We start from the raw sequence: 21,983 nt of genomic DNA, 5'->3' as shown, positions 1-21,983 counted from the left end.
CTCACTCGATAAAGGGCTCCGTCGGCTCACGCCAGGCGGAGAGACAGGCATCCGCCACGTGACGCAACGGCGCCAGATCCACATCGCTGCGCCCTTCACGGATCAGTTCGGCGAATCGGGCATAGAGTCCCGGATACTCGCGCTCCTCGGCCTCGAGCAGGCAGCGGCCATCGATCTCTAGCCGACGGCCACCCTGCAGCAAGCTGAGCCGTCCCGCATCGGTCTCGACGTGAATGCTCCAGATCGGAGGACTAGGCTGGCGAAAGTCGAAGTCGGCCACGATCGGCGTTGCCTCCGCATCGCTGAAGGTCAGCGCCGCGGCGATGGGGGCCTGGCAGTTGCTCGGTATCCATAGCCGCGCATCGCGCAGGAAAAAGGCCCGAGGCAGGATCTCGGTGGCGATGGACAGCGCGTTGATGCCGGGGTCGAACACCCCCATGCCGGCCGGCTCCCAGATCCACGCCTGGCCGGGATGCCAGACCCGCACGTCTTCCCGCCAGTCGATCTCGACACGCTCTATGCGCCGCTCTCTCAGCCACTCGCGAGCCTGCGCTACGCCCGGGGCAAAGCGTGAATGCCAGGCCGCGAACAGGGTGCAGCCCTGGCGCTCGGCCAGCTCGACCAGATCTGCCACCTCGCTCAGGGTCGCACCGGGCGGCTTCTCCAGCAGCACGCTCCTGCCCCCCTCCAGGGCGATGCGCGCCTGGGAATAGCGCAGGTGCGTCGGCGTGCAAATCGCCACCGCTTCCAGCTCGGGATGGGCCTCGAGCATGGCGGTCAGCGAGTCGTATCCCGGCACGCCTTCCAAGCGCGCCGAAGGATCCGCCGTTGCCACGAGCTGGAAATCGCGGCTTTCGTCCAGGGCCTGGAGGTGCTGGTCGCGGACGATCTTGCCCACGCCCACCAGGCCGATAGTGACATCAGACATGACGGTGCCTTGTGGTAGAAATATAAGAAAAAACGCAGATGGATATGCGTCTCCTGAAAATCATAACGCACTCGACCGGTCTGCCGGTGCCCGCAGCGCCGGGTCGCTACCTGCACGCAGCCTCAGCTCCAGCCGACGTTCATAGAGCCCCTTGGCAAACAGAGTGCCAAGCACGAGGACGCCGCCGACCATTGCCATCGGCGCCGGCTGTTCGGCGAGGATCCACCAGGCCAACAGGGTGCCCACGACCACTTCCAGCAATAGCAGCAGGCCCACTTCGGCGGCGGGCAGATAGAGCGGCCCACGCTGCAGCAGGGTTACCCCGCAGGGCACGATGACCAGGCACAGCAGTACCACCACGGCGAGCTGGTTCGTCGCCGGCAGTGCCGGCTCGCTGCCAGCGAGCCAGAACAGCCCGGCGACGCTGCCGACAATGAGGCCGTTGAAGACCAGCATCGGACTCATGTCCACGCCAGGACGCGTACGACATAGCGTGAAGTTGATCGCCAGGGTGGTGGCCGCCATCAGGGCGAAGGCGTTGCCCACCCAGGAGCCGGCGCCTGCGTCGTCCAGCGCGATCATGGCAATGCCCGCCATGCACAGCCAGATCGCCAGCCAGGTTCGACGTGGCAACCGCTCCTTGAGAATCACCCAGGACAGCGCCGCGGCAATGAGCGGTGCGCCGGCCAGGATCATCAGCACGTTGCCCGCCTTGGTGTACTGGTTACCCAATACGAAACCGCAGGTGGTCAGGCTGAACAGCAGCGCCACGGCGATGCCGGTCCAGCCACAGCGGCGATAGGCCGCCAGGGTACCGCGGCCATGGCGCACCAGGGCGATCAGCAGAAAGCCCAGAGCCGAGAGATAACCACGCCACATCAGAATCTCTGCATCGGGAAGATCGGCAACCTTTATCAGCAACGCATCAGGCGCCATGATCAGCGCCCCGCCACCGGTCAGTAGCAGACCCTGTTGACGATGCGACAGTGCGCTCAAGCGGCTCATTGGCGGTTATCCCTCGGCGGATGCTGGCGGCAATATCTGCCTTCTCTTATAGCTGACCTTACGTTGCTCGCACTCTTCAAGTCGATACATACAAAAGTATATGTTGAACAAATAAAGGATAAGTCCGACATTCTATTCCAGGCCGGGTGAATAGCCACCCTGCCGATATCGTGATACCCGACAACAAGAACGCACCGCGCAGTCAAGCAGATGCTTGGAGCACCACCCCAAGCGGCACTGCGCATGGAGGCTCAAACATGCACCACCCCTGGAAGCTCACCCTGGCAGTGACCGGCGCCGCGCTCCTTGGCGGCAGCCTTGCCTATGCCACGACACCCGACTTGTCCGACCCGCCCCCCATCGAGGGCGAGGTGATCACCGAGGATCTCGGCTCCCACACCATCCGCGTCGGTCTCGGCCTGGCCGAGACCTCGCCGCTCTATATTTCCACCCGGTACTTCGGCGACATTCTCTCCGAACGCACCGAAGGTCGCCTGACCGTCAACGTCTTCCCCAACAGCCAGCTCGGCGACGATGCGCAAATGATGGAGATGCTGCAGACCGGCTCGCTGGACATGACCATTCCCTCGACCTCGCCAGCAACCACCTACGTCCAGGAACTCGCCGTCTTCGACCTGCCTTTCCTGCTGCCAACGCGTGAAGCGGCCATCGCCGTGCTGGAAAGCGATGTCGCCCTTGGCCTGCTCGACAAGTTCGAGGGCACCGGCATCAAGGCCTTTGCCTATCACGAGAACGGCTACCGCCAGTTGACCAACAGCGTGCGGCCAGTTGAATCCCCCGACGATGTTGCCGGGCTCGACGTCAGCGGCCTGACCATTCGCACCATGGAAAATCCGGTCCAGCTGAGCATCTGGGAAGCCTTGGGCGCCAACCCTACGCCAATGGCCTTCGGCGAGGTCTTCTCGGCCATGGAGCAAGGCGTCATCGACGGCCAGGAGAACCCCTGGAGCACCATCCTTACCTCCAACTTCCATGAAGTGCAGGACTACGGCGCCGAGACGCGTCACGTCTACACCCCCTTCATCATCATGATGTCCGAACGTACCTGGGACCGCCTCGATCCCGCCTATCAGGAGCTGGTACGGGAGGCCGCCAATGCGGCAGCAGCCTACGAGATCCAGCTGGCCACCGAGTACGACGACTGGGCCCGTGACCAGCTCGAGGAGCGCGGCATGCACATCACCCGCCTCGACGACGACCAGATCGCGGCCTTCCAGGAAGCGGTACAGCCCGTCTACGAGCAGTGGGGGCCGCGTATCGGCGAGGACCTGATCGCCGAGATCCAGCAGATCGTCGAAGACACCATGAACGATTGACCCGGCATGACGACGACAGGCGCGGGCCATAAGTTGGCCCGCGTTGCGCCTGACTGTCATTTGGAGCGACCATGAATATCTCCCACTCGCCGCCCCCTGACCCGGCCGAATATTTCGACGACCCCAACCGCAAGGCACTCGAGCTCGACGTCGAGACACGCAAGGGACCGGCCCTGTTCCGCTGGCTGACGGTGCTCATGGAGCACCTGATCGCCACGATCCTGGTGGCGCTGATCGTGTCGGTGTCGGCCAATGTCATTGGCCGCGCGCTGTTCAATCGTTCGCTGCCCTGGGCCGACGAGCTGGCACGCATGCTGTTCATCTGGCTGATCTTCATCGGTGCCGCAGCAGCCTTCGCCCGCTACGAACATATCGCCGTGGATTTCCTGGTGCGCCGCCTCAAACCCCGCGCCGCACATGCGCTCTACCTGGTTCAGCACCTGATCATCACTGGGCTGATGGGCGTGCTGGTCTGGGGCGGCTACATCGTGATGACCCGCTCCACCGGACGCACCGCCATCCTCGGGGTACCCTGGAACCTGATCAACGTCTCGCTGGTGCTTTGCGCCGCCTTTATCGGTGCCGTGGCCATCTGGCGCGCCTGGCGCAGCATCACCCTGATTCGCACCGGCAAGGGGGCGTAGCGCATGCTGTGGATCTTTCTCGGAATTCTGTTCGCCTCCATCGCCCTGGGGCTGCCGATCGCCTTCGGCCTCGGCGTGGCCGCGGTGGTGCTGGCGATGATGTCCGACATCCCCCTGTCGATCCTGATCGAGCAGTCGGTGCGCGGAGTCAACAACTTCCCGCTGCTGGCGATTCCCTTCTTCATCCTGGTAGGCGAAGTGATGAGCGCCGGCGGTATCGCCCGGCGGCTGATGGAGCTCGCCGGTGCGCTGGTCGGTTTCGTGCGCGGCGGCCTGGGCCAGGTGGCGATCACCGGCTCGATGTTCTTCGGTGGCATCAGCGGCTCGGCGGTGGCCGATACCGCCGCCACCGGTTCGATGATGATTCCGTCGATGAAACAGCAGGGTTACTCCGCCCCGCATGCTACGGCGATCAATACCGTCTCCTCGGTGATCGGCATCATCATCCCGCCATCGATTCCGCTGATTCTGTTCGGCATCGTTACCGAGACCTCGATCAGCCGGCTATTTATCGCCGGCATCGTGCCGGGCCTGCTGATCGGCTTCGGCCTGATGGTCACCACCTTCATCATGGCCAGCATCGAACACGCCGGGCAGACCCGTAAATTCGAACTGGGTCGCCTGTGGCAAGCGTTCAAGGCTGCCTGGCTGGCGCTGGTACTACCGGTCATCGTGATCGGAGGCATCATCGGCGGGATCTTCACCGCCACCGAAGCGGCAGTGGCGGCGCTGCTCTACTCGCTGTTCATCTCTCTGGTCGTTTATCGCGAAATTCGCCTGGGTGAGCTGTGGGGAATGCTGATCCGTACCGCACGGCTGACCGGCATGGTGCTGCTACTGCTGGCCTTTGCCACTGTCATCGCCTGGTTCCTGACCATCAACATGGTGCCGCAGACCCTGGTGCGTCAGGTGCAGGCGATCACCCAGGAGCCGTTCCTGCTGCTGTTGATCGTCGCCGCACTGCTGTTGCTGGTGGGCTTCGTGATGGATCTGACCCCGGCGATGGTGATCATGGCGCCGATGCTGACGCCGATCGTTACCTCGGTGGGGGTCGATGCGGCCTACTTCGGGGTGCTGATGGCCTTCATTCTGGGTATCGGCCTGCTGACGCCGCCGGTGGGCACCTGCCTCTATGTCGGCTGTGGCGTGGGCAAGGTTTCGATGGAGTCGCTGGTCCGCGCGATGCTGCCCTACTACGCGGCGCTACTGGTAGTACTGGTATTCCTGATCGCCTTCCCCGGCATCGTCACCTGGCTGCCCGATATCACCGCCGTACGCGGTAACTGAGCCCAAACCAATATAAGGAAACTCGCATGCGCTTGATCCAGTATCTTGACCAGAATCACCTGCGGGTGGCCGTGGTGGAAACCCCCGAGGCGGTGCGCCCGATCGCCATCGATGGCGGCACCTATGCCCTGGCGCGCCTGGCCATCGCCAGCGGGCAGTCTCTTCAGGCGGTGATCGACGTTCGGCTTGACGACGACCTGGTCGACTACCGGCAGTTGATCGACGAGAAACGCCTGCTGCCGCCGCTGACCCACCCCGACCCGGCGCACTGCCTGGTGACCGGCACCGGCCTGACCCATCTGGGCAGCGCCGATACGCGCTCGGCCATGCATGCGAAAACACAGGTGAGTGAAGCGGAACTCACCGACTCCATGCGCATGTTCAAGCTCGGTGTCGAGGGCGGCAAGCCCGCCCCCGGCGAGACCGGCGCCCAGCCGGAGTGGTTCTACAAGGGCGACGGCGCCTGCGTGGTGGCTCCCGAAGCGGAGATCCCCGTGCCGCACTTCGCCGAGGATGCTGGCGAGGAGCCGGAACTGGCCGGTCTCTACCTGATCGGCGACGACGGCCAGCCCTGGCGGGTGGGCTACGCCATCGGCAACGAATTCTCCGACCATGTGACCGAACGCTTCAACTACCTGTGGCTGGCCCACTCCAAGCTGCGCGCCTGCAGTTTCGGTCCGGAGCTGCTGGTCGGCGATCTCCCCGAGCACCTGGAGGGAGTCAGCCGCGTCGTGCGTGGCAATGAAACCGTATGGGAAAAGCCCTTCCTCACCGGCGAGGCCAACATGGCCCACAGCCTGGCCAACCTGGAGTATCACCACTTCAAGTATTCGGGCTTTCGTCGTCCCGGCGACGTGCACGTGCACTTCTTCGGCACCGCCACCCTGAGCTTCGCCGACGGCGTCCAGACCCGCGACGGCGATCGCTTCGAAATCAGCCTGACCGAGTTCGGTCGCCCCCTGCGCAATCCACTACGCTTCGAGACGAACGGTGCCCCTGTCAACGTGAAACCGCTCTGAGAACACGCAAGTGCCGTATACCCGGCCCCTCTCGACAGTGGACGGGAAGACGATGCGATAGAACGCTTCAGGCTTGGGGGACAGTGGCATTCAGCTTGGCCTTCGTGGTGCGGTATACACTATCGAGGTGGGCGAGCATGGCACGCTCGGAAGCATCAGGATCACCGCGCTTCAACGCCTCGACGATATGTCCGTGTTCGCGATAGCTACGCTCGATGGCGCCCTCTTCCACCATGACCTGACGGCGAATGTTCAAGCCGTATGCATAGAGCTCCTCGGCATAGCGCAGCAAGATCTCATTGCCGGCGTATTCCGAGATCAGCTTGTGGAAGTTCTGATCCGATAGCTGGAAGTGCACTGGTGAGTCGAACAACTGGCTCTGAGCCTGCAGCAGGCGTTCCAGCTTGGCGATGCCCTCTGCATCGATTCGCATGGCGGCACGCCGGGCGATGGCGGCTTCCACCACGATGCGGCTCTCGAAAACGCTGTCAATGTCGAAGCGGTTCAGCTCTTGCAACGCCTCATCGGGGCGAGTGGCGCGAAAGCGGTCCAGGATCGCGTCACTGGCACGGATACGAGTCTTGCTACCGTGGGAGACGCTGATCAGCCCATGGGCAGTGAGCTGCGACAGAGCGCCGCGCACCGTTTCCCGGCTTACCCCGAACAGTTGGGCCAGCTCCCGCTCGCTGGGCAGGACGTCCCCGTCGCGCAGCAGGCCAGTCAGGATCATCTCGATCAATTTCTCGGCCAGCACTTCCTTCTTGGTCTTGTTCTCGAGGGTCTTCTCGAAGGCGAATGCCAGTTTTTCCATAGGTATTTCTCCTTTTACTGGTACGAAGTCTAGACCAGAAAAGTCTTTGAATGCCACCCCTACCCATGTCTCGGCTCAAGGCTTCTAAATCCACATGCCATGGCTTGACAGGATGAGACGCTGCCGTCTAGATTGACCTCCAACTGGTACGGTCAACCAACCAGCAGTCCAGTTACGCCACGCCCCAACATAACAACTCACGGGATGCCCACCATGCTCAAGCACACCCTCGCCCTCACCGCCCTCTCTCTGATCCTTGCCGCAGGCAGCACCCAGGCTCAGGAAAAGCTCGTCTTCGCCATCGGCGGCTCTCCCCAGAGCCTGCAGGGCCAAACTGCCCAGGAGTTCACGCGCTTGCTGCAGGAGCGCCTGGGTGACGATATCAAAATCGAGTACTACGACAGTGGCCAACTCGGCGACGAGCGACAGCTCATCCAGCGCCTGCGCATGGGCACTGTGGATCTAGCGGCGATTTCCTCGATCATGTCGTCCGTTTCGCCCGACTTTGCGCTCTTCGACCTGCCTTATCTGGTCAAGGATCGCGACCACCTCAAACGTATCGACGATGAGATCGTCATGACGAACCTGGCCGAGAGTGCAGAGCAGCGCGGGCTCAAGATCGTCTCGACATGGGAAAACGGCTTTCGTCATATCACCAACAGTCGTCGTGCCATTACCACGCCCGACGATCTCGATGGCTTGAGGATTAGAACGCCACAAAGCGATTGGCGTACCCGGATGTTTTCCACCTGGGGAGCCAACCCCACACCGATGGCATTCTCGGAAGTCTTCGTCGGGCTGCAAACCGGTGTCATCGACGGCCAGGAGAATCCGCTTAGCAACATCTACGGCGCTCGGTTGCATGAGGTTCAGGAGTATCTGTCGCTTTCCAACCATGTCTATACCCCCATCTGGCTAACTGCCGGTCAAGGAGGCTGGAATCAGTTCTCCGAGGAGGTGCGTGAGGCGATCAGCGAGGCCGCAGCCGAAACCCAAGCGTGGGCCTTTGCCAGAGGGGCCGAGCTGGACGAAGAGCTGCTCGAGACCATGCGCGCAGCCGGTGTCGCGATCAACGAGGTCGATCGTGGCGCCTTCATTGATGCCAGCACTCCCGTATATGAGGTGTTCGCGGAGCAAGTCGATGGTGGCCAAGAGCTGGTAGATCGCGCTATGGCACTGGCCGACGACTGATCCTTGATTCATTCGGGCGTCCCACGGGCGCCCTCCTATTTCCGCAAGAGAGCAACACCATGGTCCTGATTGACCGCATACGCTATCTGCTGGAAAAGCTGCTGGAAGTCTTCACCATTTTCCTGCTGCTGGCCCTGACCTCCATCGTGCTCGCTGCCGTGGCCTTCCGGACCTTCGGCAGTTCGATCGCCTGGTATGACGAAGTGGCCTCCATCGGGTTGGCCTGGTTGACCTTCTATGGCGCGAATCTGGCGGCACTCAAGCGTGCCCACATGGGGTTTCCAGGCATCGTCAGCAGCGCTCCCCCGGCGCTGCGAATGTCCCTGTTCGTGATCAGTGAAGCCCTCGTCATCGGTTTCTTCGCCGTGATCGCCTACTACGGCTACCAAGTCTTCGAAATACTGGCCTGGGACCGCCTGGTATCGCTGCCTAGCATCAGCCTGACCGTCACCCAGTCGGCCATACCCATCAGTGCGGCCCTGTTCATCATTTGCGAGTGCCTGACGCTGCCCGAGGCCTGGCAAAAGATGCGCGCCGGTGTGGACAGCGAGCACGAGGCCATTGAGGAGGCGATCCGCCTGGCCGAAGAAGACCTCAAGGAGAACCGTTCATGATTCTGCTGATCGTTATCGCTGCACTGTTTGCCTTGGTGCTGATCAACGTACCCATTGCCGTAGCGATTGGGGTGGTGGGGGTCGCTGGTGTCTACATCAATATGGGGCCGCAGTATCTGCTCAATGTGCCGCTGACGCTATTCAATGGCGCCACCAACTTCCCATTGATCGCCATTCCGTTGTTCATTTTTGCCGGGGCGCTGATGAACACCTCGGGAATTTCGACCCGGCTGATCAACCTGGTCACGGCGCTGGTCGGCTTCGTGCGAGGAGGCCTGGCAATGGTCAACGTCGGGGTATCGATGTTCTTTGCCGAGATATCCGGCTCGGCCGTTGCCGACGTAGCGGCCACCGGCTCGGTGCTGATCCCCGAGATGAAGCGCAAGAAGTACAATCCGGAGTTTTCCGCCGCCATCACCTCCTCATCGGCCTCGTTGGCGGTCATCATCCCTCCCTCGCTTTCGATGATTCTGTATGGCGCCATCGCCGAAGTCTCCATCGTTCAACTTTTCGTGGCCGGCATCATTCCCGGCATCCTGGGCGGCTTCGGGCTCGCCTGCTTCTGCTACTACTACGCGGTGAAGTACGACTTGCCGCGGGAAGAGGCCTTTTCACTGGGTCGTCTGGGCAAGGCATTCAAGGAGGCCGCCTGGGCGCTGCTGCTGCCGGTGATCATTCTTGGCGGGATCTTCGGCGGCTTCGTCACTGCCACCGAGGGGGCCGGTATCGCGGTACTGGCGGCCCTCGTCATAGGCGGGCTGATCTACCGAGAGTTCAACTGGAAGATGCTCTATCGGGCGGTCAACGAGGGTGTCATCCAGACCGCGGTGGTAATGCTGCTGGTCGCCACCTCCGCGGTACTGGGACTGTTCCTGACGGAGATGCAGTTGCCCCAGCAACTGGCGCGGCAGATCACCATGTTGACCGAGAACCCCATCGCAGTACTGGCCCTACTCAATATTCTGCTGCTGTTGCTCGGGATGTTCCTGCATGGTGCCGCGGCGATCATCCTGGTGGTCCCCATCGTCATGCCGCTGGTGCACCAGATCGGTATCGACCCCATTCACTTTGGCCTGATTCTCACCCTCAACCTGGCGATCGGCCAGCAGACGCCGCCGGTGGCCTCGGTGCTGGCAACGGCTTGCTCGATTGCCAAGACCGACATGTGGAATACCACCCGAGTCAATATGCCGATGATCGGGGTGCTGTTCATCGTCTTGCTGCTGGTGACCTATATCCCGGCGATTCCGCTTTACCTCGTTGACCTCTTCTACTGAGCAGGAGCGACTCATGAACGATTCACGCCCAGTTATTGCCGTCATTCTCGGTGACCCCGCCGGCATCGGTCCGGAGCTGGTGGCCAGGTTATTCAATGAAAAGGATCTTTTCGACGACGTCCATACCGTGCTGCTCGGCGACCGCTGGCTGTGGCAGGAGGGACAGCGAGTGGCCGGCATCAGCCACTCGCTGCCCGAGGTAAGCGAGTTCGCCGAAGCGCGTCGTCATTCCGGCCCGGTATTCCTGGCGATGGACACGCTCTCCGAGGGAGAGGTCGGCTACGCGGAGGAGACCGCCGCCGGTGGCGCCTCGGTGCTGGCGCTGCTGACACGCTGCATGGACGCCGCGCTGGCCGGCGACGTGGATGCCATCTGCTTCGCGCCACTCAACAAGTTCTCGATGAAGAAGGGCGGCCTCAAATACGAAGACGAGTTGCACTTCTTTGCCGACTACCTCAACGTCAACGAGTATTTCTGCGAATTCAATACGTTGGGCAACCTCTGGACCGCCCGTATCTCGTCACACATCCCTCTTAAGGATGCCGCCGACTATATCACCGAAGAGCGTATCGTGGCGGCCAGCCGGTTGATCTACGACTCGCTGCAGTTGGCCGGAAATGCCGCGCCTCGTGTTGCCGTGGCGGCCTTCAACCCCCACGGCGGTGAGGGAGGCACCTGCGGGCGCGAAGAGATTGATGTCATCGCTCCCGCCGTCGAGGCTTGCCGCGCCCAAGGCTATCCGGTCAGCGGCCCGTTTCCCGCCGATACGCTGTTCATCAAGGCTCGCGACGGTGAGTTCGATGCGGTGGTCACCATGTACCACGACCAAGGCCAGATCGCCATCAAGCTACTGGGGTTCATGGAAGGAGTGACCGTCCAGGGTGGTTTGCCCATTCCTATCACCACGCCCGCCCATGGCACCGCGTTCGATATCGCCGGACAGGGCAAGGCCAATGTCGGCCCGATCCGAAACGCCTTCGCCATTGCCAGCCGCATGGGCAAGAACCTTCGCCAGCAGCGCCTTGCCACCCACGCGTGAGCGCCAACTCTCGAGATAGGAAAGTCACAATGAAAATTACTCGCGTCCGTACTCGTGTCTTCGAATGGAAGGGTCATACCGTGCCGGCCCAGCCGCACTTCTGCTCCAACGCCATGGATGAGCTTTGGGATCGTGGTGACTCCATGGGTACCTTCCGTTTCCACGGCTGGACCACGGTGGAGATCGAAACCGACAGCGGCATCATCGGCCTCGGTAACGTTGCCCTGGCGCCGCGTATTGCCAAGGCGATCATCGATCAGTACCTGGCACCGCTGGTGATCGGACAGGACCCCTTCGACTACGAGTACCTGTGGCAGCGCATGTACCGCGCGACCCATGCCTGGGGGCGCAAGGGAATTGGCATGGCGGCGATCTCCGGCGTCGACATTGCCATCTGGGACATCATGGGCAAGGCGGTAGGCAAGCCGGTCTTCAAGCTGCTCGGCGGTCGTACCAAGGAGAAGATCCCCTGCTACGCCTCCAAGCTCTACCGCACCGACCTCAAGAGCATGCAGGACGAGGCCCAGTCCTATCTCGACCAGGGCTTCACGGCGATGAAGATGCGCTTCGGCTACGGTCCCAAGGATGGCCCTGTCGGCATGCGTGAGAACCTCAACAGCGTGGCTGCGGTGCGCGAAGTAATCGGCGAAGACATCGACCTGATGCTCGAGTGCTACATGGGCTGGAACCTGGAGTACGCCAAGCGCATGCTGCCCAAGCTGGAGCGCTTCCAGCCACGCTGGCTAGAGGAGCCGGTACTTGCCGACGACATCGATGGCTACGCCGAGCTCAACCGGCTTACCAGCATTCCGATCTCCGGCGGCGAGCATGAGTTCACCTCCTACGGCTTCCGTCAGTTGCTGGAAAAACGTGCGGTATCGGTGATCCAGTACGACACCAACCGTGTCGGCGGCATCACCGCTGCGCACAAGATCAATGCCATTGCCGAGTCGTTCAGCGTGCCGGTCATCCCGCATGCCGGTCAGATGCACAACTATCATCTGACCATGTCGACGCTGGCCTCGCCGATGTCCGAGTTCTTCCCGGTACACGACGTGGAGATCGGCAACGAGCTGTTCTATTACCTGTTCGAGGGCGACCCCGAGCCGGTCAACGGCTTCCTCGATCTCGACGATGACACGCCGGGTCTGGGCCTGACGCTTAACGAAAAATACTTCGATCAATTCCATATCATCGAGTGAAGCCGACCATGCGACTGATCCAGTATCTCGAGGAGGGGCAGCCGCGCGCCGCCCTGGTGGAGAGCGATGAGGCCGTCAGACCGATTCGTCTCGATGGAGGCATCTACGCCCTGGCGCGCTTGGCCATTGCCAGCGGACAGTCTCTTCAGGCGGTGATCGACGTTCGGCTTGACGACGACCTGATCGACTACCAGCAGTTGATCGACGAGAAACGCCTGCTGCCGCCGCTGACCCACCCCGACCCGGCGCACTGCCTGGTAACCGGCACCGGCCTGACCCATCTGGGCAGCGCCGATACGCGCTCGGCCATGCATGCCAAGACCCAGCAGAGTGACGAGCAACTGACCGACTCCATGCGCATGTTCAAGCTCGGTATCGAGGGCGGCAAGCCCGCCCCCGGCGAGACCGGCGCCCAGCCGGAGTGGTTCTACAAGGGCGACGGCGCCTGCGTGGTGGCTCCCGAAGCGGAGATCCCCGTGCCGCACTTCGCCGAGGATGCTGGCGAGGAGCCGGAACTGGCCGGTCTCTACGTGATCGGCGTTGACGGCCAGCCCTGGCGGGTGGGCTACGCCATCGGCAACGAATTCTCCGACCATGTGACCGAACGCTTCAACTACCTGTGGCTGGCCCACTCCAAGCTGCGCGCTTGCAGCTTTGGTCCGGAACTTTTGATCGATGAGTTGCCCAAGCATCTGGAAGGCACCAGCCGAATCGTGCGCGGCAACGAGACGGTGTGGGAGAAGCCGTTCCTCACCGGCGAGGCCAACATGGCCCACAGCCTGGCCAACCTGGAGTATCACCACTTCAAGTATTCGGGCTTTCGTCGTCCCGGCGACGTGCACGTGCACTTCTTCGGCACCGCCACCCTGAGCTTCGCCGACGGCGTCCAGACCCGCGACGGCGATCGCTTCGAAATCAGCCTGACCGAGTTCGGTCGCCCCCTGCGCAATCCACTACGCTTTGAGGCGAACAGTGTCCCTATCGACGTGAAATCGCTTTAGGGGTGCAACAGACAAGGAGTTTATTTATGACCCTGGAAGGCAAGATGCTGATCGGCCGCGAGGCCGTCAGCGGCAGTTCCAAGCCCATCAATGGCGTCAACCCCGCCACCGGCGAGACTCTCGAGCCCACCTATAGGGGCGGCACTGCCGCCGAGGTCGAGCGCGCCTGTGAGCTGGCCGAGACAGCGTTCGGCACTTACCGCGAGACCACGCTGGAGCAGCGTGCGGCGTTTCTCGAGACGGTCGCCTCCGAGATCGAAGCCATCGGCGACGCATTGATCGAGCGCGCCATGTTGGAAACCGGCCTGCCCCGGGCGCGCCTCGAGGGCGAGCGCGGCCGTACCTGCGGCCAGCTGCGCCTGTTCGCTTCCGTGGTGCGCGCCGGCGAATTTCTCGATCTGCGTATCGACCCGGCCCTGCCCGAGCGTCAGCCGCTGCCCCGCGCTGACCTGCGCCAGCGCCACATTCCGCTCGGCCCGGTGGCGGTGTTCGGTGCCTCGAACTTCCCGCTGGCCTTCTCGGTGGCCGGTGGCGATACCGCCTCGGCGCTGGCCGCCGGCTGCCCGGTGATCGTCAAGGGCCACTCCGCCCACCCCGGTACCTCGGAGCTGGTCGGCCGTGCGGTACAGCAGGCGGTGGAGAAGTGCGGCCTGCCCGAAGGGGTGTTCTCGCTGCTGTTCGGCTCGGGCAGCGAGATCGGCCAGGCGCTGGTCAGTGACCCGCGCATCCAGGCGGTGGGCTTCACCGGCTCCCGCGGCGGCGGCACGGCGCTGATGAAGACCGCCCAATCGCGTCCGCAGCCGATCCCGGTCTACGCCGAGATGAGTTCGATCAACCCGGTGCTCCTGCTGCCCGAGGCCCTCAAGGCACGCGGTGCCCAGCTCGCCGAGGGCTTCGTCGCCTCGCTCAACATGGGCGCCGGGCAGTTCTGCACCAACCCGGGCCTGGTGATCGCGGTGAAGGGTCCCGCGCTTTCCGCCTTCATCGAGGCCGCGGCGGATGCGGTGAAGCAGAGCGCCGCCCAGACCATGCTCACCCCGGGCATCCACGCCGCCTACGAGCAGGGCGTGGGCCGGCTGGCGAGTAACAGCAAGGTCAGGGAGGTCGCTCGCGGCCAGGTGGGCGAATCGGCCCACCCGTGCCAGGCGGGGCTGTTCGTCACCACAGCGAACGACTTCTTGAACGAGACCGAACTTCAGGAAGAAGTGTTCGGCGCCACCTCGCTGGTGATCGAGTGCGCCGACCTGGAGGACGTGAAGCGCGTAGCCGGCCAGCTCGAAGGCCAGCTCACCGCCACCCTGCAGATGGACGACGGCGACCTGGACGCAGCGAAACAACTGCTGCCGATCCTCGAGCGCAAGGCGGGCCGGATTCTGGCCAACGGCTGGCCCACCGGGGTCGAGGTGTGTCACGCCATGGTTCACGGCGGGCCCTACCCGGCCACCTCCGACAGCCGTACCACCTCGGTGGGCAGCGCGGCGATCTTCCGCTTCCTGCGCCCGGTGTGCTACCAGGCCCTGCCCGAGGGCCTGCTGCCCGAGCCGCTGCGTGACGGCAACCCCTGGAGTGTGTCGCGGCTGGTCGACGGCAAGCGCGAGGTGTGAAATGAAGCCTGCGCCTCAAGCCGACTAGAAGCAGGTGGCCAGGCTGTCCTTGACCTCCAGCGCCTCATCCACCAGCAGCAGCTGGCGCCACTTGTCGAAGGTGAGGCATGGATGGGAAGCACCAAAGGCGACGATATCGCCAACGCCGATATCGTCGGCGTCTCCGGGCAGTTGCACGAAGGTGTGCTGGTCCATCAGCTTGGCCACCTGCCATCCTGCGACAGAGAGCGTTGCGTCCGGAGCGCCTCCTTCGCGGTAGCGACGCAGGGGCACCGGCAGTTGGTCATGACCGATGTCACGCTTGCCCAGGGCAACGATCGCCAGGCCAGGCTCGGGCAGCGATTGTACCTGGGCAAACACTTCCAGCGCCGGCTCGAGCCCATGCTGCAGGTCAGGGCGCCGCATCAGCACATCGCGCTGGGCCTCACGATAGAGGCCATGGTCGTGCACCACGTAGCAGCCCGGACGCAGCACCGGCACGAAGCGATCCTGTAGCGAAGCGGCCTGGAACGCTTCGGCAATCAGGTCGTACCAAGCGGAGCCTGAGGCGGTGATGATGGGCTCGGCCACATCGAATCGCCCTGCCGCATCCAGCGCCAGCGCGGTCTCGACCAGACGCTGGGCATAGTCGCGCACCGCAGCGGCGGGGTCCTCGCCGTGTACAACACCCTCGTAGCCCTCCAGCCCGGCGAGGACCAGGGCCGGTTCAGCCGCGACGGCCTCGGCCAGGGCCTGCACGGCCTCCTGGCTGCGACAGCCGCAGCGACCGCCCGGTACGCCCAGTTCGATCAGCACCGCCAGGTGCAGGTTGCGCTCGGCGAAGAAGCGGCCCAGTTGGCGCACGTTATCGACCCCATCCACCACGCAGTAGAAGTCGGCGCCGGCTGCGACCAGCTCCGCCACCATGGCCATGTTGGCCCGCCCCACCAGTTGATTGGCCATCAGCAGGCGTTGCACGCCATGGGTGAAGGCGGCACGGCACTGGGGTGCCGTGGCCAGGGTGATGCCCCATGCCCCGGCCTTGAGCTGACGCCGGAACAGGGCCGGCGTCATGGTGGTCTTGCCGTGCGGCGCCAGGCGAGCGCCGTGGGCCTCGGCGAAGCACTGCATCCACGCCAGATTGTGCGCCAGCGGCGCCTCATGAAGCACCGCCGCCGGCAGACTGACTCCGCTCAACAGGTCGGCCCCCAGCTCGACGGTTCCCTTGTCGACGCCTCCGCTTTCAGTGCCAGTTCCCTTCGCCATGCTGCTCCCCGCTTCTTGCATGAATACCTCCTCTTGATTCGCTCTTGACTCGACCGTCTGATAGTTATTTTCACAACAACTTGACGATTGGTTATAAACTAACATATTTTTCAAGCGAGGCAAGACACAGGAGCCCTTCGGTGAGCCAAGAGATCGACATCCTCTCCCGCATTACGGCGGACTTCGCCAGCCTGCGTGACGCTGAAAAGAAAGTCGCCGAGCTGATCTTCGCCGATATCGACTTCGTCACCGAGGCCAGCATCAGCGAGATCGCTGCCCGGGCCGGCGTGAGCGATGCCAGCGTGACCCGCTTCGCCCGCGCCGCGGGTTGCAACAACGTGCGCGATCTCAAGACCCGCCTGACACGATCACTAGCCGCGGGCCGGCGCTTCATTCAGGAATCGGCTCCCGAGGACGGCCCCGCCGCGGTCTACGAAATCGCCACCCAGACCCTGGCGGTGAACCGCGACCTGATGGCCCAGGCCGATGTGGCCGGCGCCGTGGATCGGCTCGATGCCGCCCGCCAGATTCTCGTCTTCGGCGCCGGCGGCGGCTCCAGCATGCTGGCTCAGGAGATGCAGTTCCGCCTGGTGCGTCTCGGCTACGCGATCAGCGCCTACCCCCAGGCCCTGCTGCCGCGCATGGTGGCCTCGACCCTCGATCCTGAAGACGTGGTAGTGGTGCTCTCGGTGACCGGCTATACGCCGGAAATGGTGGAATCGGCACGCATCGCCCGCCAGTACGGTGCCCAGGTCGTGGCGATCACCGCACCGGGTTCGCCCTTGGCGGAAAACGCCGACGTGATGCTGCCGGTAGCGGCTCGCGAGACCGACTTCATCTACCACCCTTCGGCGTCGCGTTACGCCATGCTCGCCGCCATCGACGTGCTGGCCCTGGAGCTCGCCCTGCGCCACCGCGAACGCTCCCGCGACAAGCTGCGGCGCCTGAAACTCACCCTGGATGCCCATCGCGGCGGCGACAATCGCCAGCCGCTGGGAGACTGACATGCGCTACGACCTGCTGATCCGCAACGCCTGGATCGTCGACGGGACCGGCGCCGCCCCCTTTCGTGCCGACCTGGCTGTGCACGGCGATCGTATTGCCGCGGTGGGCGACCTGGCCAGCGCCCATGCCGACGAGGTGATCGACGCCGACGGTCGCTATCTGACTCCGGGCTTCATCGACGTGCACACCCACGACGATACCAACGTGATTCGCACCCCCGAGATGCTACCCAAGCTCTCCCAAGGGGTGACCACGGTGGTGGTGGGCAACTGCGGCATCAGCGCAAGCCCGGTGACCCTCGCGGGCGAGGTGCCCGACCCCATGAACCTGCTGGGCCAGGCCGAGGATTTCCGCTATCCAAGCTTCGCCGCCTATGCCGAAGCAGTGGAGACGACGACCCCCAGCGTCAACGTCGCCGCCCTGGTGGGCCATACCAGCCTGCGCAGTCAGGTGATGGACGACTTCGCTCGCCCCGCCAGCGATGCGGAAATCACCGGAATGGAGCGCCTGCTGCGCCAAGCGCTCGGCGAAGGCGCGCTGGGGTTGAGTTCGGGTCTCGCCTATCGCAACGCCTTTCATGCCCCTACGGCTGAAATGGAAGCGCTGGTGGCCGCAGTGGGCCGGGCCGGCGGCGTCTACACCACTCACTTGCGTGATGAATTCGCCGGGCTGTTCGAGGCCATGGACGAAGCCTTCGCCACCGCACGTCACGGCCGAGTGCCGCTGGTGATCTCCCACCTGAAGTGCGCCGGCGCCGGCAACTGGGGCGGGGCGCCCCGTGCCCTGGAAAAGCTCGAAGTGGCGGCCCGGCACCAGTGCGCCCATTGCGACTGCTACCCCTACACGGCAGGCTCCTCGACCCTCGACCTGGGGCAGGTCACCGACGAGATCGAGATCGTCATCACCTGGTCCGAACCGCATCCCGAGCAGGCCCGCCGACCGCTCGCGGACATCGCCGCCGACTGGGGCGTGTCGCTGCTGGACGCGGCGCAGCGCCTGCAACCGGCCGGCGCGGTCTACCACAACATGAGCGAGGACGACATGCGCCGGGTGCTAGCCCATCCGCTGTCGATGGTCGGCTCCGACGGCCTGCCCAACGACCCACATCCGCACCCGCGGCTGTGGGGCGCCTTTCCCCGCGTGCTGGCGCGCTACAGCCGCGACCTGGGCCTGATGTCCCTGGCCGAGGCGGTGCGCAAGATGACCGGTTTGTCGGCCGCCAACTTCGGCCTCGACGACCGCGGCGTGATCCGCCCCGGGGCTTACGCCGACCTGACGCTGTTCGACCTCACGATCCTCGAGGACGTCGCCGATTACGACACTCCCATCGCCCCGGCACGAGGCATCGAGATGGTCATGGTCAACGGTGTCATTGGCTATCACCAGGGCGCAGCTACTGGCGAGCGTGCCGGGCGCATGCTGCGCCGTACGAATCGCATTACCGATACGCGTTCCCCTCACACCCACTCCATGGAGGAATCTTCATGAGCATTACCCGTTACGGCGTCGAAGGCGGCGTCGGTACCGGCGGACAGAAGCTGCCGTTCGCCCGTGCAGTGGAAGCCGGCGGCTGGCTCTACGTCTCGGGCCAGACGCCGATGCGAGACGGCGAGGTGGTCGAAGGCGGCATCGTCGAGCAGACCCGGCTCGCCTTTGACAACTGCCTGACGATCATGCGCGAGGCCGGTTACTGCGTTGAGGACGTGGTGCACGTAACGGCGGTGCTCACCGATGCGCGCTATTTCTCGTCGTTCAACAAGGTGTTTCGCGACGTGTTCGGCGACAACCCACCGGCGCGCATCTGCAGCGTCCAGGACCTGGTGGTGGACTGCAAGGTGGAGGTGGACGTGAAGTGCTTCCGGCGTGACCGGACGTAAGAAAGGGGGTGTCGTGCCCCGGCAAGGGCACGACACCGGATCGCCGGCGGGGCCTCACAAGACAAGACCGACCCGCCGGCAATCGTGACATTGCTTACCCCGACCGCGGCAACGGCCGGGCAAACAACGACAAGAGGCTACCATGAACAGTCAAATATTCCTTGCCACCTTTCTGGTGTACGTCGTCGCCATGATCGGCTTCGGCTGGTGGATCTCCCGCCACAAGCGCGGCAGCGGCGACGACTTCCTGCTCGGCGGGCGCAGCGTGCCGCTATTCCTCACCATCGGCACCACCGTAGCCACCATGGTCGGCACCGGTTCGAGCATGGGGGCAGTGGGCTTCGGCTACGCCAACGGCTGGGCCGGGGCGCTGTACGGCATCGGCGGTGCCGTCGGGGTGCTGCTGTTGGCGCTGCTGTTCGCCCCGGTGCGCCAGCTGCGCTTCATGACCATGAGCGAGGAACTCGCCTACTACGTGGGCGCCAACCGCCTGGTGCGCAACCTGGTGGCGGTACTGATCTATATCGCCTGCATCGGCTGGCTGGGCGCACACATCCTGGGCGGTGGGCTCTATCTCTCCTGGATGGCGGGCATCGATCTCAACACCGCGCGCGTCCTGGTGGCCCTGGGCTTCGGCATCTACTGCGTGATCGGCGGCTACTTCGCCGTGGTGTGGACCGATACCGTGCAGGCGGTCATCCTCTTCGCCGGCTTCCTGCTGATGGCCGTGCTTGCCCTGGTCGAGGTCGGCGGCTTCTCGGGGCTGACCGCGGGAATGGACGCCGGTGCGGCCAGCTTCCTCGGCATCGGGGCGATCGGTGGCCTGCCGGCGCTGTCGCTGGCGGCGGTCATTGCCGTCGGCGTGCTCGCCACCCCCTCGTTCCGCCAACGCATCTACTCAGGTGAGTCGGTCTCCTCCGTGCGTCGCTCGTTCGTCATCACCGGCGTGCTCTACCTGGGCTTCTCGATCATTCCAGCGATCATCGGCATGGCCACCCATGCGCTCAATCCCGGTCTAGAGAACAGCAACTACGCCTTCCCCTTCCTCGCCACCGAGGTGTTGCCCCTGGGGCTCGGCCTGCTGCTGCTGGTGGCCGGTCTCTCGGCGACCATGTCCAGTGCCAGCTCGGACGCCATCGCCGGGGTCTCCACGCTGATGCGCGACATCTACGTGCTGGCCACCGGCCGGGCCCCCTCCGCCCGCAACGTGGTGCGCTTCTCCCGCATCGCCCTGGTCGCCACCATCGGCCTGGCGCTGGCGTTCGCCCTGACCTCGGACAACGTGATCACCTATATCACCCGCATGATCGCCACCATCATGGCCGGGCTCTTCGTCTGCGCCCTGCTGGGTCGCTTCTGGCCGCGCTACAACTGGCAGGGTGCGGTCGCCACCCTGGCCAGCGCCTCGGCGACGTCGCTGACGATCATCGCCAACGCCGACTGGAACGCCTATTGGGGCAACCCCAGCATACCGGCGGTATCGGTAGCGCTCTTCGTCGGGGTGGCAGTCAGCCTGCTCACACCGGCCTCCCGAGTGACACCAGAGCAGGCCCTGGCAGTGCTCAACGAAGAGCGTCGGCGCATGGAGCAGGTTCCCGATGCGGCCCTCGCTGCAGGCCAGGTCGCCGCGCCCGGTCAGTAAAACGCAGGGTGACAACACGACATGGCCCCGCCGGACGCCCGGCGGGGCCATATCGTTTTCACCGGGTAGGCTTCAGCTCGTCAGCTGCCGCACCGCCAGCTCCACGCCGCGCAGCTCGGCGAGCCCCTTCATGCGCCCGTAGAGCGGATAGCCAGGGCGCGTGTTGCGGCGCTGGTCGTCGAGGATGTGGTGCCCGTGGTCCGGTCGCAGCGGCAGGCGTGGCCCACCCTCACGCTCGCGCCGCCGCTCCTCGACCACCAGGGCAGAGATAACGCCCACCATGTCCACGTCGCCACCCAGATGATGCGCCTCATGAAAGGTGCGCGGGTCGGAAGCCTCGCGCCTTGTCGAGCGCAGATGGGCAAAGTAGATGCGTGGGCCGAAGCGGCGAGCCATGGCGGCCAGGTCGATGTCGTCGCGAACGCCGTAGGAGCCGGTGCACAGGGTCAGGCCATTGGCCTCGCTCGGCGCCGCATCGAGCAACCACTGGACATCCTCCGGCGTGGACACCACCCGCGGCAGGCCGAACAGCGGCCGCGGCGGATCGTCCGGATGAATGGCCAGTCGTATACCGACTTCCTCGGCAACCGGCACGATGGCGCGCAGGAAAACCCCCAGGTTCTCGCGCAGGCGCTCGGCCCCGATATCGGCGTAGCCATCCAGCGCCGCCTGGAAGCGCGCCAGGGTATAGTGCTCCTCCGCCCCCGGCAGGCCGGCGATGATGGTATCGGTCAGCGAATCGCGCCCGTCGGCATCGAGGTCGTCGAAGTAGCGCCTGGCCTCGGCCTGTTCGGCATCGCCGTACTCGGCCTCGGCGCCGGGGCGCCTGAGCAGGTAGAGATCGAAGGCGGCGAAGGCCGTCTGGTCGAAGCGCAGCGCCAGGCCCCCGTCCGGCAGGCGCCAGGCGAGGTCGGTGCGGGTCCAGTCGAGCACCGGCATGAAGTTGTAGCAGACGATGTCGATACCGCAGGCCGCCAGGTTGCGCAGGGTCTTCTGATAGGCCGCGATGTAGCGTTCGCCCTCGGGGGTGCCCTGCTTGATCGCCTCGTGCACCGGCACGCTCTCCACCACCGACCAGGAGAGCCCTGCAGCCTCGATCGTCGCCTTGCGCTCGGCAATCGCTTCCACTGGCCAGGCCATGCCGTTGGGTATCTCGTGAAGCGCCGTGACGATGCCGGTGGCACCGGTCTGGCGAATCTCGTCGAGGGTGATCGGATCGCTGGGGCCGAACCAGCGCCAGGTATGTTCCATGACG

20 protein-coding genes are annotated in these 21,983 nt (G+C 64.2%); 15 read left to right on the top strand and 5 right to left on the bottom strand.

Annotation, left to right across the window (positions count from 1 at the left end):
* Position 1: 1 nt before the first annotated feature.
* Positions 2–928 (bottom strand): Gfo/Idh/MocA family protein, encoded by a 927-nt coding sequence (locus SPH52_RS17080; protein ID WP_411796254.1) that lies wholly within the window; start codon positions 926–928, stop codon positions 2–4.
* Positions 929–988: 60 nt separating this feature from the next.
* Complete coding sequence (locus tag SPH52_RS17075; RefSeq protein ID WP_411796253.1) at positions 989–1,933, bottom strand: DMT family transporter; 945 nt, start codon at positions 1,931–1,933, stop codon at positions 989–991.
* A 257-nt stretch (positions 1,934–2,190) separates the two neighbouring features.
* Between SPH52_RS17075 and SPH52_RS17070 the strand changes: the two genes are divergently transcribed.
* From SPH52_RS17070 to araD1 (SPH52_RS17055), 4 genes are all read left to right on the top strand, one after another.
* On the top strand, positions 2,191–3,270 hold the full coding sequence (locus SPH52_RS17070; protein ID WP_411796252.1) for a TRAP transporter substrate-binding protein: 1,080 nt from the start codon (positions 2,191–2,193) through the stop codon (positions 3,268–3,270).
* Between the two features lie 71 nt (positions 3,271–3,341).
* Positions 3,342–3,914 carry a TRAP transporter small permease gene (locus SPH52_RS17065; protein ID WP_411796251.1) on the top strand — a complete coding sequence of 191 codons (573 nt, stop codon included), beginning with the start codon at positions 3,342–3,344 and terminating at the stop codon, positions 3,912–3,914.
* Positions 3,915–3,917: 3 nt separating this feature from the next.
* Positions 3,918–5,201 (top strand): TRAP transporter large permease, encoded by a 1,284-nt coding sequence (locus SPH52_RS17060; protein WP_411796250.1) that lies wholly within the window; start codon positions 3,918–3,920, stop codon positions 5,199–5,201.
* Between the two features lie 26 nt (positions 5,202–5,227).
* Positions 5,228–6,220 (top strand): AraD1 family protein, encoded by a 993-nt coding sequence (gene araD1, locus SPH52_RS17055; protein WP_411796249.1) that lies wholly within the window; start codon positions 5,228–5,230, stop codon positions 6,218–6,220.
* A 67-nt stretch (positions 6,221–6,287) separates the two neighbouring features.
* On the opposite strand, the gene SPH52_RS17050 is transcribed toward araD1 (SPH52_RS17055), so the two are convergent.
* A complete protein-coding gene (locus SPH52_RS17050) occupies positions 6,288–7,031 on the bottom strand; it encodes a FadR/GntR family transcriptional regulator (RefSeq protein ID WP_411796248.1) in 744 nt (247 codons plus the stop codon).
* Positions 7,032–7,244: 213 nt separating this feature from the next.
* Here SPH52_RS17050 and SPH52_RS17045 point away from each other — a divergent pair, with 213 nt between their 5' ends.
* The 7 genes from SPH52_RS17045 to SPH52_RS17015 are packed head-to-tail and all read left to right on the top strand — an operon-like array spanning position 7,245 to position 14,959.
* Complete coding sequence (locus SPH52_RS17045) at positions 7,245–8,222, top strand: TRAP transporter substrate-binding protein (RefSeq protein WP_411796247.1); 978 nt, start codon at positions 7,245–7,247, stop codon at positions 8,220–8,222.
* 59 nt (positions 8,223–8,281) lie between these two features.
* Positions 8,282–8,836, top strand: coding sequence for a TRAP transporter small permease (locus SPH52_RS17040; protein WP_411796246.1), 555 nt, complete (start codon positions 8,282–8,284; stop codon positions 8,834–8,836).
* The gene (locus tag SPH52_RS17035) at positions 8,833–10,113 is read left to right on the top strand and encodes a TRAP transporter large permease (protein WP_411796245.1); all 1,281 of its coding nucleotides are present in this window, start codon (positions 8,833–8,835) and stop codon (positions 10,111–10,113) included. The genes SPH52_RS17040 and SPH52_RS17035 overlap by 4 nt, the downstream gene beginning before the upstream one ends.
* Before the next feature lie 13 nt (positions 10,114–10,126).
* The gene (locus SPH52_RS17030) at positions 10,127–11,152 is read left to right on the top strand and encodes a 4-hydroxythreonine-4-phosphate dehydrogenase PdxA (RefSeq protein WP_411796244.1); all 1,026 of its coding nucleotides are present in this window, start codon (positions 10,127–10,129) and stop codon (positions 11,150–11,152) included.
* A gap of 29 nt (positions 11,153–11,181) precedes the next feature.
* Positions 11,182–12,354, top strand: a complete 1,173-nt coding sequence (locus SPH52_RS17025; RefSeq protein WP_411796243.1) for an L-rhamnonate dehydratase — start codon at positions 11,182–11,184, stop codon at positions 12,352–12,354.
* Between the two features lie 8 nt (positions 12,355–12,362).
* Positions 12,363–13,355, top strand: a complete 993-nt coding sequence (gene araD1, locus SPH52_RS17020; RefSeq protein ID WP_411796242.1) for an AraD1 family protein — start codon at positions 12,363–12,365, stop codon at positions 13,353–13,355.
* Between the two features lie 26 nt (positions 13,356–13,381).
* Complete coding sequence (locus SPH52_RS17015; protein WP_411796241.1) at positions 13,382–14,959, top strand: aldehyde dehydrogenase (NADP(+)); 1,578 nt, start codon at positions 13,382–13,384, stop codon at positions 14,957–14,959.
* 24 nt (positions 14,960–14,983) lie between these two features.
* Here SPH52_RS17015 and SPH52_RS17010 read toward each other — a convergent pair whose 3' ends face one another.
* Complete coding sequence (locus SPH52_RS17010) at positions 14,984–16,204, bottom strand: amino acid deaminase (RefSeq protein WP_411796240.1); 1,221 nt, start codon at positions 16,202–16,204, stop codon at positions 14,984–14,986.
* Between the two features lie 140 nt (positions 16,205–16,344).
* Here SPH52_RS17010 and SPH52_RS17005 point away from each other — a divergent pair, with 140 nt between their 5' ends.
* From SPH52_RS17005 to SPH52_RS16990, 4 genes are all read left to right on the top strand, one after another.
* The gene (locus SPH52_RS17005) at positions 16,345–17,208 is read left to right on the top strand and encodes a MurR/RpiR family transcriptional regulator (protein ID WP_411796239.1); all 864 of its coding nucleotides are present in this window, start codon (positions 16,345–16,347) and stop codon (positions 17,206–17,208) included.
* A 1-nt stretch (position 17,209) separates the two neighbouring features.
* Positions 17,210–18,697, top strand: a complete 1,488-nt coding sequence (locus SPH52_RS17000) for an N-acyl-D-amino-acid deacylase family protein (protein ID WP_411796238.1) — start codon at positions 17,210–17,212, stop codon at positions 18,695–18,697.
* A complete protein-coding gene (locus SPH52_RS16995) occupies positions 18,694–19,086 on the top strand; it encodes a RidA family protein (RefSeq protein WP_411796237.1) in 393 nt (130 codons plus the stop codon). The genes SPH52_RS17000 and SPH52_RS16995 overlap by 4 nt, the downstream gene beginning before the upstream one ends.
* Positions 19,087–19,228: 142 nt before the next feature.
* Positions 19,229–20,728: a sodium:solute symporter family protein gene (locus SPH52_RS16990; protein ID WP_411796236.1), complete on the top strand. Its 1,500-nt coding sequence runs from the start codon at positions 19,229–19,231 to the stop codon at positions 20,726–20,728.
* Positions 20,729–20,800: 72 nt separating this feature from the next.
* On the opposite strand, the gene uxuA is transcribed toward SPH52_RS16990, so the two are convergent.
* Complete coding sequence (uxuA, locus tag SPH52_RS16985; RefSeq protein WP_411796235.1) at positions 20,801–21,979, bottom strand: mannonate dehydratase; 1,179 nt, start codon at positions 21,977–21,979, stop codon at positions 20,801–20,803.
* Positions 21,980–21,983: the final 4 nt, after the last annotated feature.

Origin of the sequence: Halomonas sp. A29 (genome assembly GCF_046723295.1) — a bacterium.
Classification (GTDB): Bacteria; Pseudomonadota; Gammaproteobacteria; order Pseudomonadales; family Halomonadaceae; genus Halomonas.
Note: the sequence above shows the minus strand (reverse complement) of the source record. Positions and strands in the feature narration are given on the sequence as shown.

What these genes read in the sequence shown, in the direction of transcription:
- SPH52_RS17080 (WP_411796254.1), bottom strand. Translation starts at nt 928, where the DNA reads ATGTCTGATGTCACTATCGGCCTGGTGGGCGTGGGCAAGATCGTCCGC.
- SPH52_RS17075 (WP_411796253.1), bottom strand. Translation starts at nt 1,933, where the DNA reads ATGAGCCGCTTGAGCGCACTGTCGCATCGTCAACAGGGTCTGCTACTG.
- SPH52_RS17070 (WP_411796252.1), top strand. Translation starts at nt 2,191, where the DNA reads ATGCACCACCCCTGGAAGCTCACCCTGGCAGTGACCGGCGCCGCGCTC.
- SPH52_RS17065 (WP_411796251.1), top strand. Translation starts at nt 3,342, where the DNA reads ATGAATATCTCCCACTCGCCGCCCCCTGACCCGGCCGAATATTTCGAC.
- SPH52_RS17060 (WP_411796250.1), top strand. Translation starts at nt 3,918, where the DNA reads ATGCTGTGGATCTTTCTCGGAATTCTGTTCGCCTCCATCGCCCTGGGG.
- araD1 (WP_411796249.1), top strand. Translation starts at nt 5,228, where the DNA reads ATGCGCTTGATCCAGTATCTTGACCAGAATCACCTGCGGGTGGCCGTG.
- SPH52_RS17050 (WP_411796248.1), bottom strand. Translation starts at nt 7,031, where the DNA reads ATGGAAAAACTGGCATTCGCCTTCGAGAAGACCCTCGAGAACAAGACC.
- SPH52_RS17045 (WP_411796247.1), top strand. Translation starts at nt 7,245, where the DNA reads ATGCTCAAGCACACCCTCGCCCTCACCGCCCTCTCTCTGATCCTTGCC.
- SPH52_RS17040 (WP_411796246.1), top strand. Translation starts at nt 8,282, where the DNA reads ATGGTCCTGATTGACCGCATACGCTATCTGCTGGAAAAGCTGCTGGAA.
- SPH52_RS17035 (WP_411796245.1), top strand. Translation starts at nt 8,833, where the DNA reads ATGATTCTGCTGATCGTTATCGCTGCACTGTTTGCCTTGGTGCTGATC.
- SPH52_RS17030 (WP_411796244.1), top strand. Translation starts at nt 10,127, where the DNA reads ATGAACGATTCACGCCCAGTTATTGCCGTCATTCTCGGTGACCCCGCC.
- SPH52_RS17025 (WP_411796243.1), top strand. Translation starts at nt 11,182, where the DNA reads ATGAAAATTACTCGCGTCCGTACTCGTGTCTTCGAATGGAAGGGTCAT.
- araD1 (WP_411796242.1), top strand. Translation starts at nt 12,363, where the DNA reads ATGCGACTGATCCAGTATCTCGAGGAGGGGCAGCCGCGCGCCGCCCTG.
- SPH52_RS17015 (WP_411796241.1), top strand. Translation starts at nt 13,382, where the DNA reads ATGACCCTGGAAGGCAAGATGCTGATCGGCCGCGAGGCCGTCAGCGGC.
- SPH52_RS17010 (WP_411796240.1), bottom strand. Translation starts at nt 16,204, where the DNA reads ATGGCGAAGGGAACTGGCACTGAAAGCGGAGGCGTCGACAAGGGAACC.
- SPH52_RS17000 (WP_411796238.1), top strand. Translation starts at nt 17,210, where the DNA reads ATGCGCTACGACCTGCTGATCCGCAACGCCTGGATCGTCGACGGGACC.
- SPH52_RS16995 (WP_411796237.1), top strand. Translation starts at nt 18,694, where the DNA reads ATGAGCATTACCCGTTACGGCGTCGAAGGCGGCGTCGGTACCGGCGGA.
- SPH52_RS16990 (WP_411796236.1), top strand. Translation starts at nt 19,229, where the DNA reads ATGAACAGTCAAATATTCCTTGCCACCTTTCTGGTGTACGTCGTCGCC.
- uxuA (WP_411796235.1), bottom strand. Translation starts at nt 21,979, where the DNA reads ATGGAACATACCTGGCGCTGGTTCGGCCCCAGCGATCCGATCACCCTC.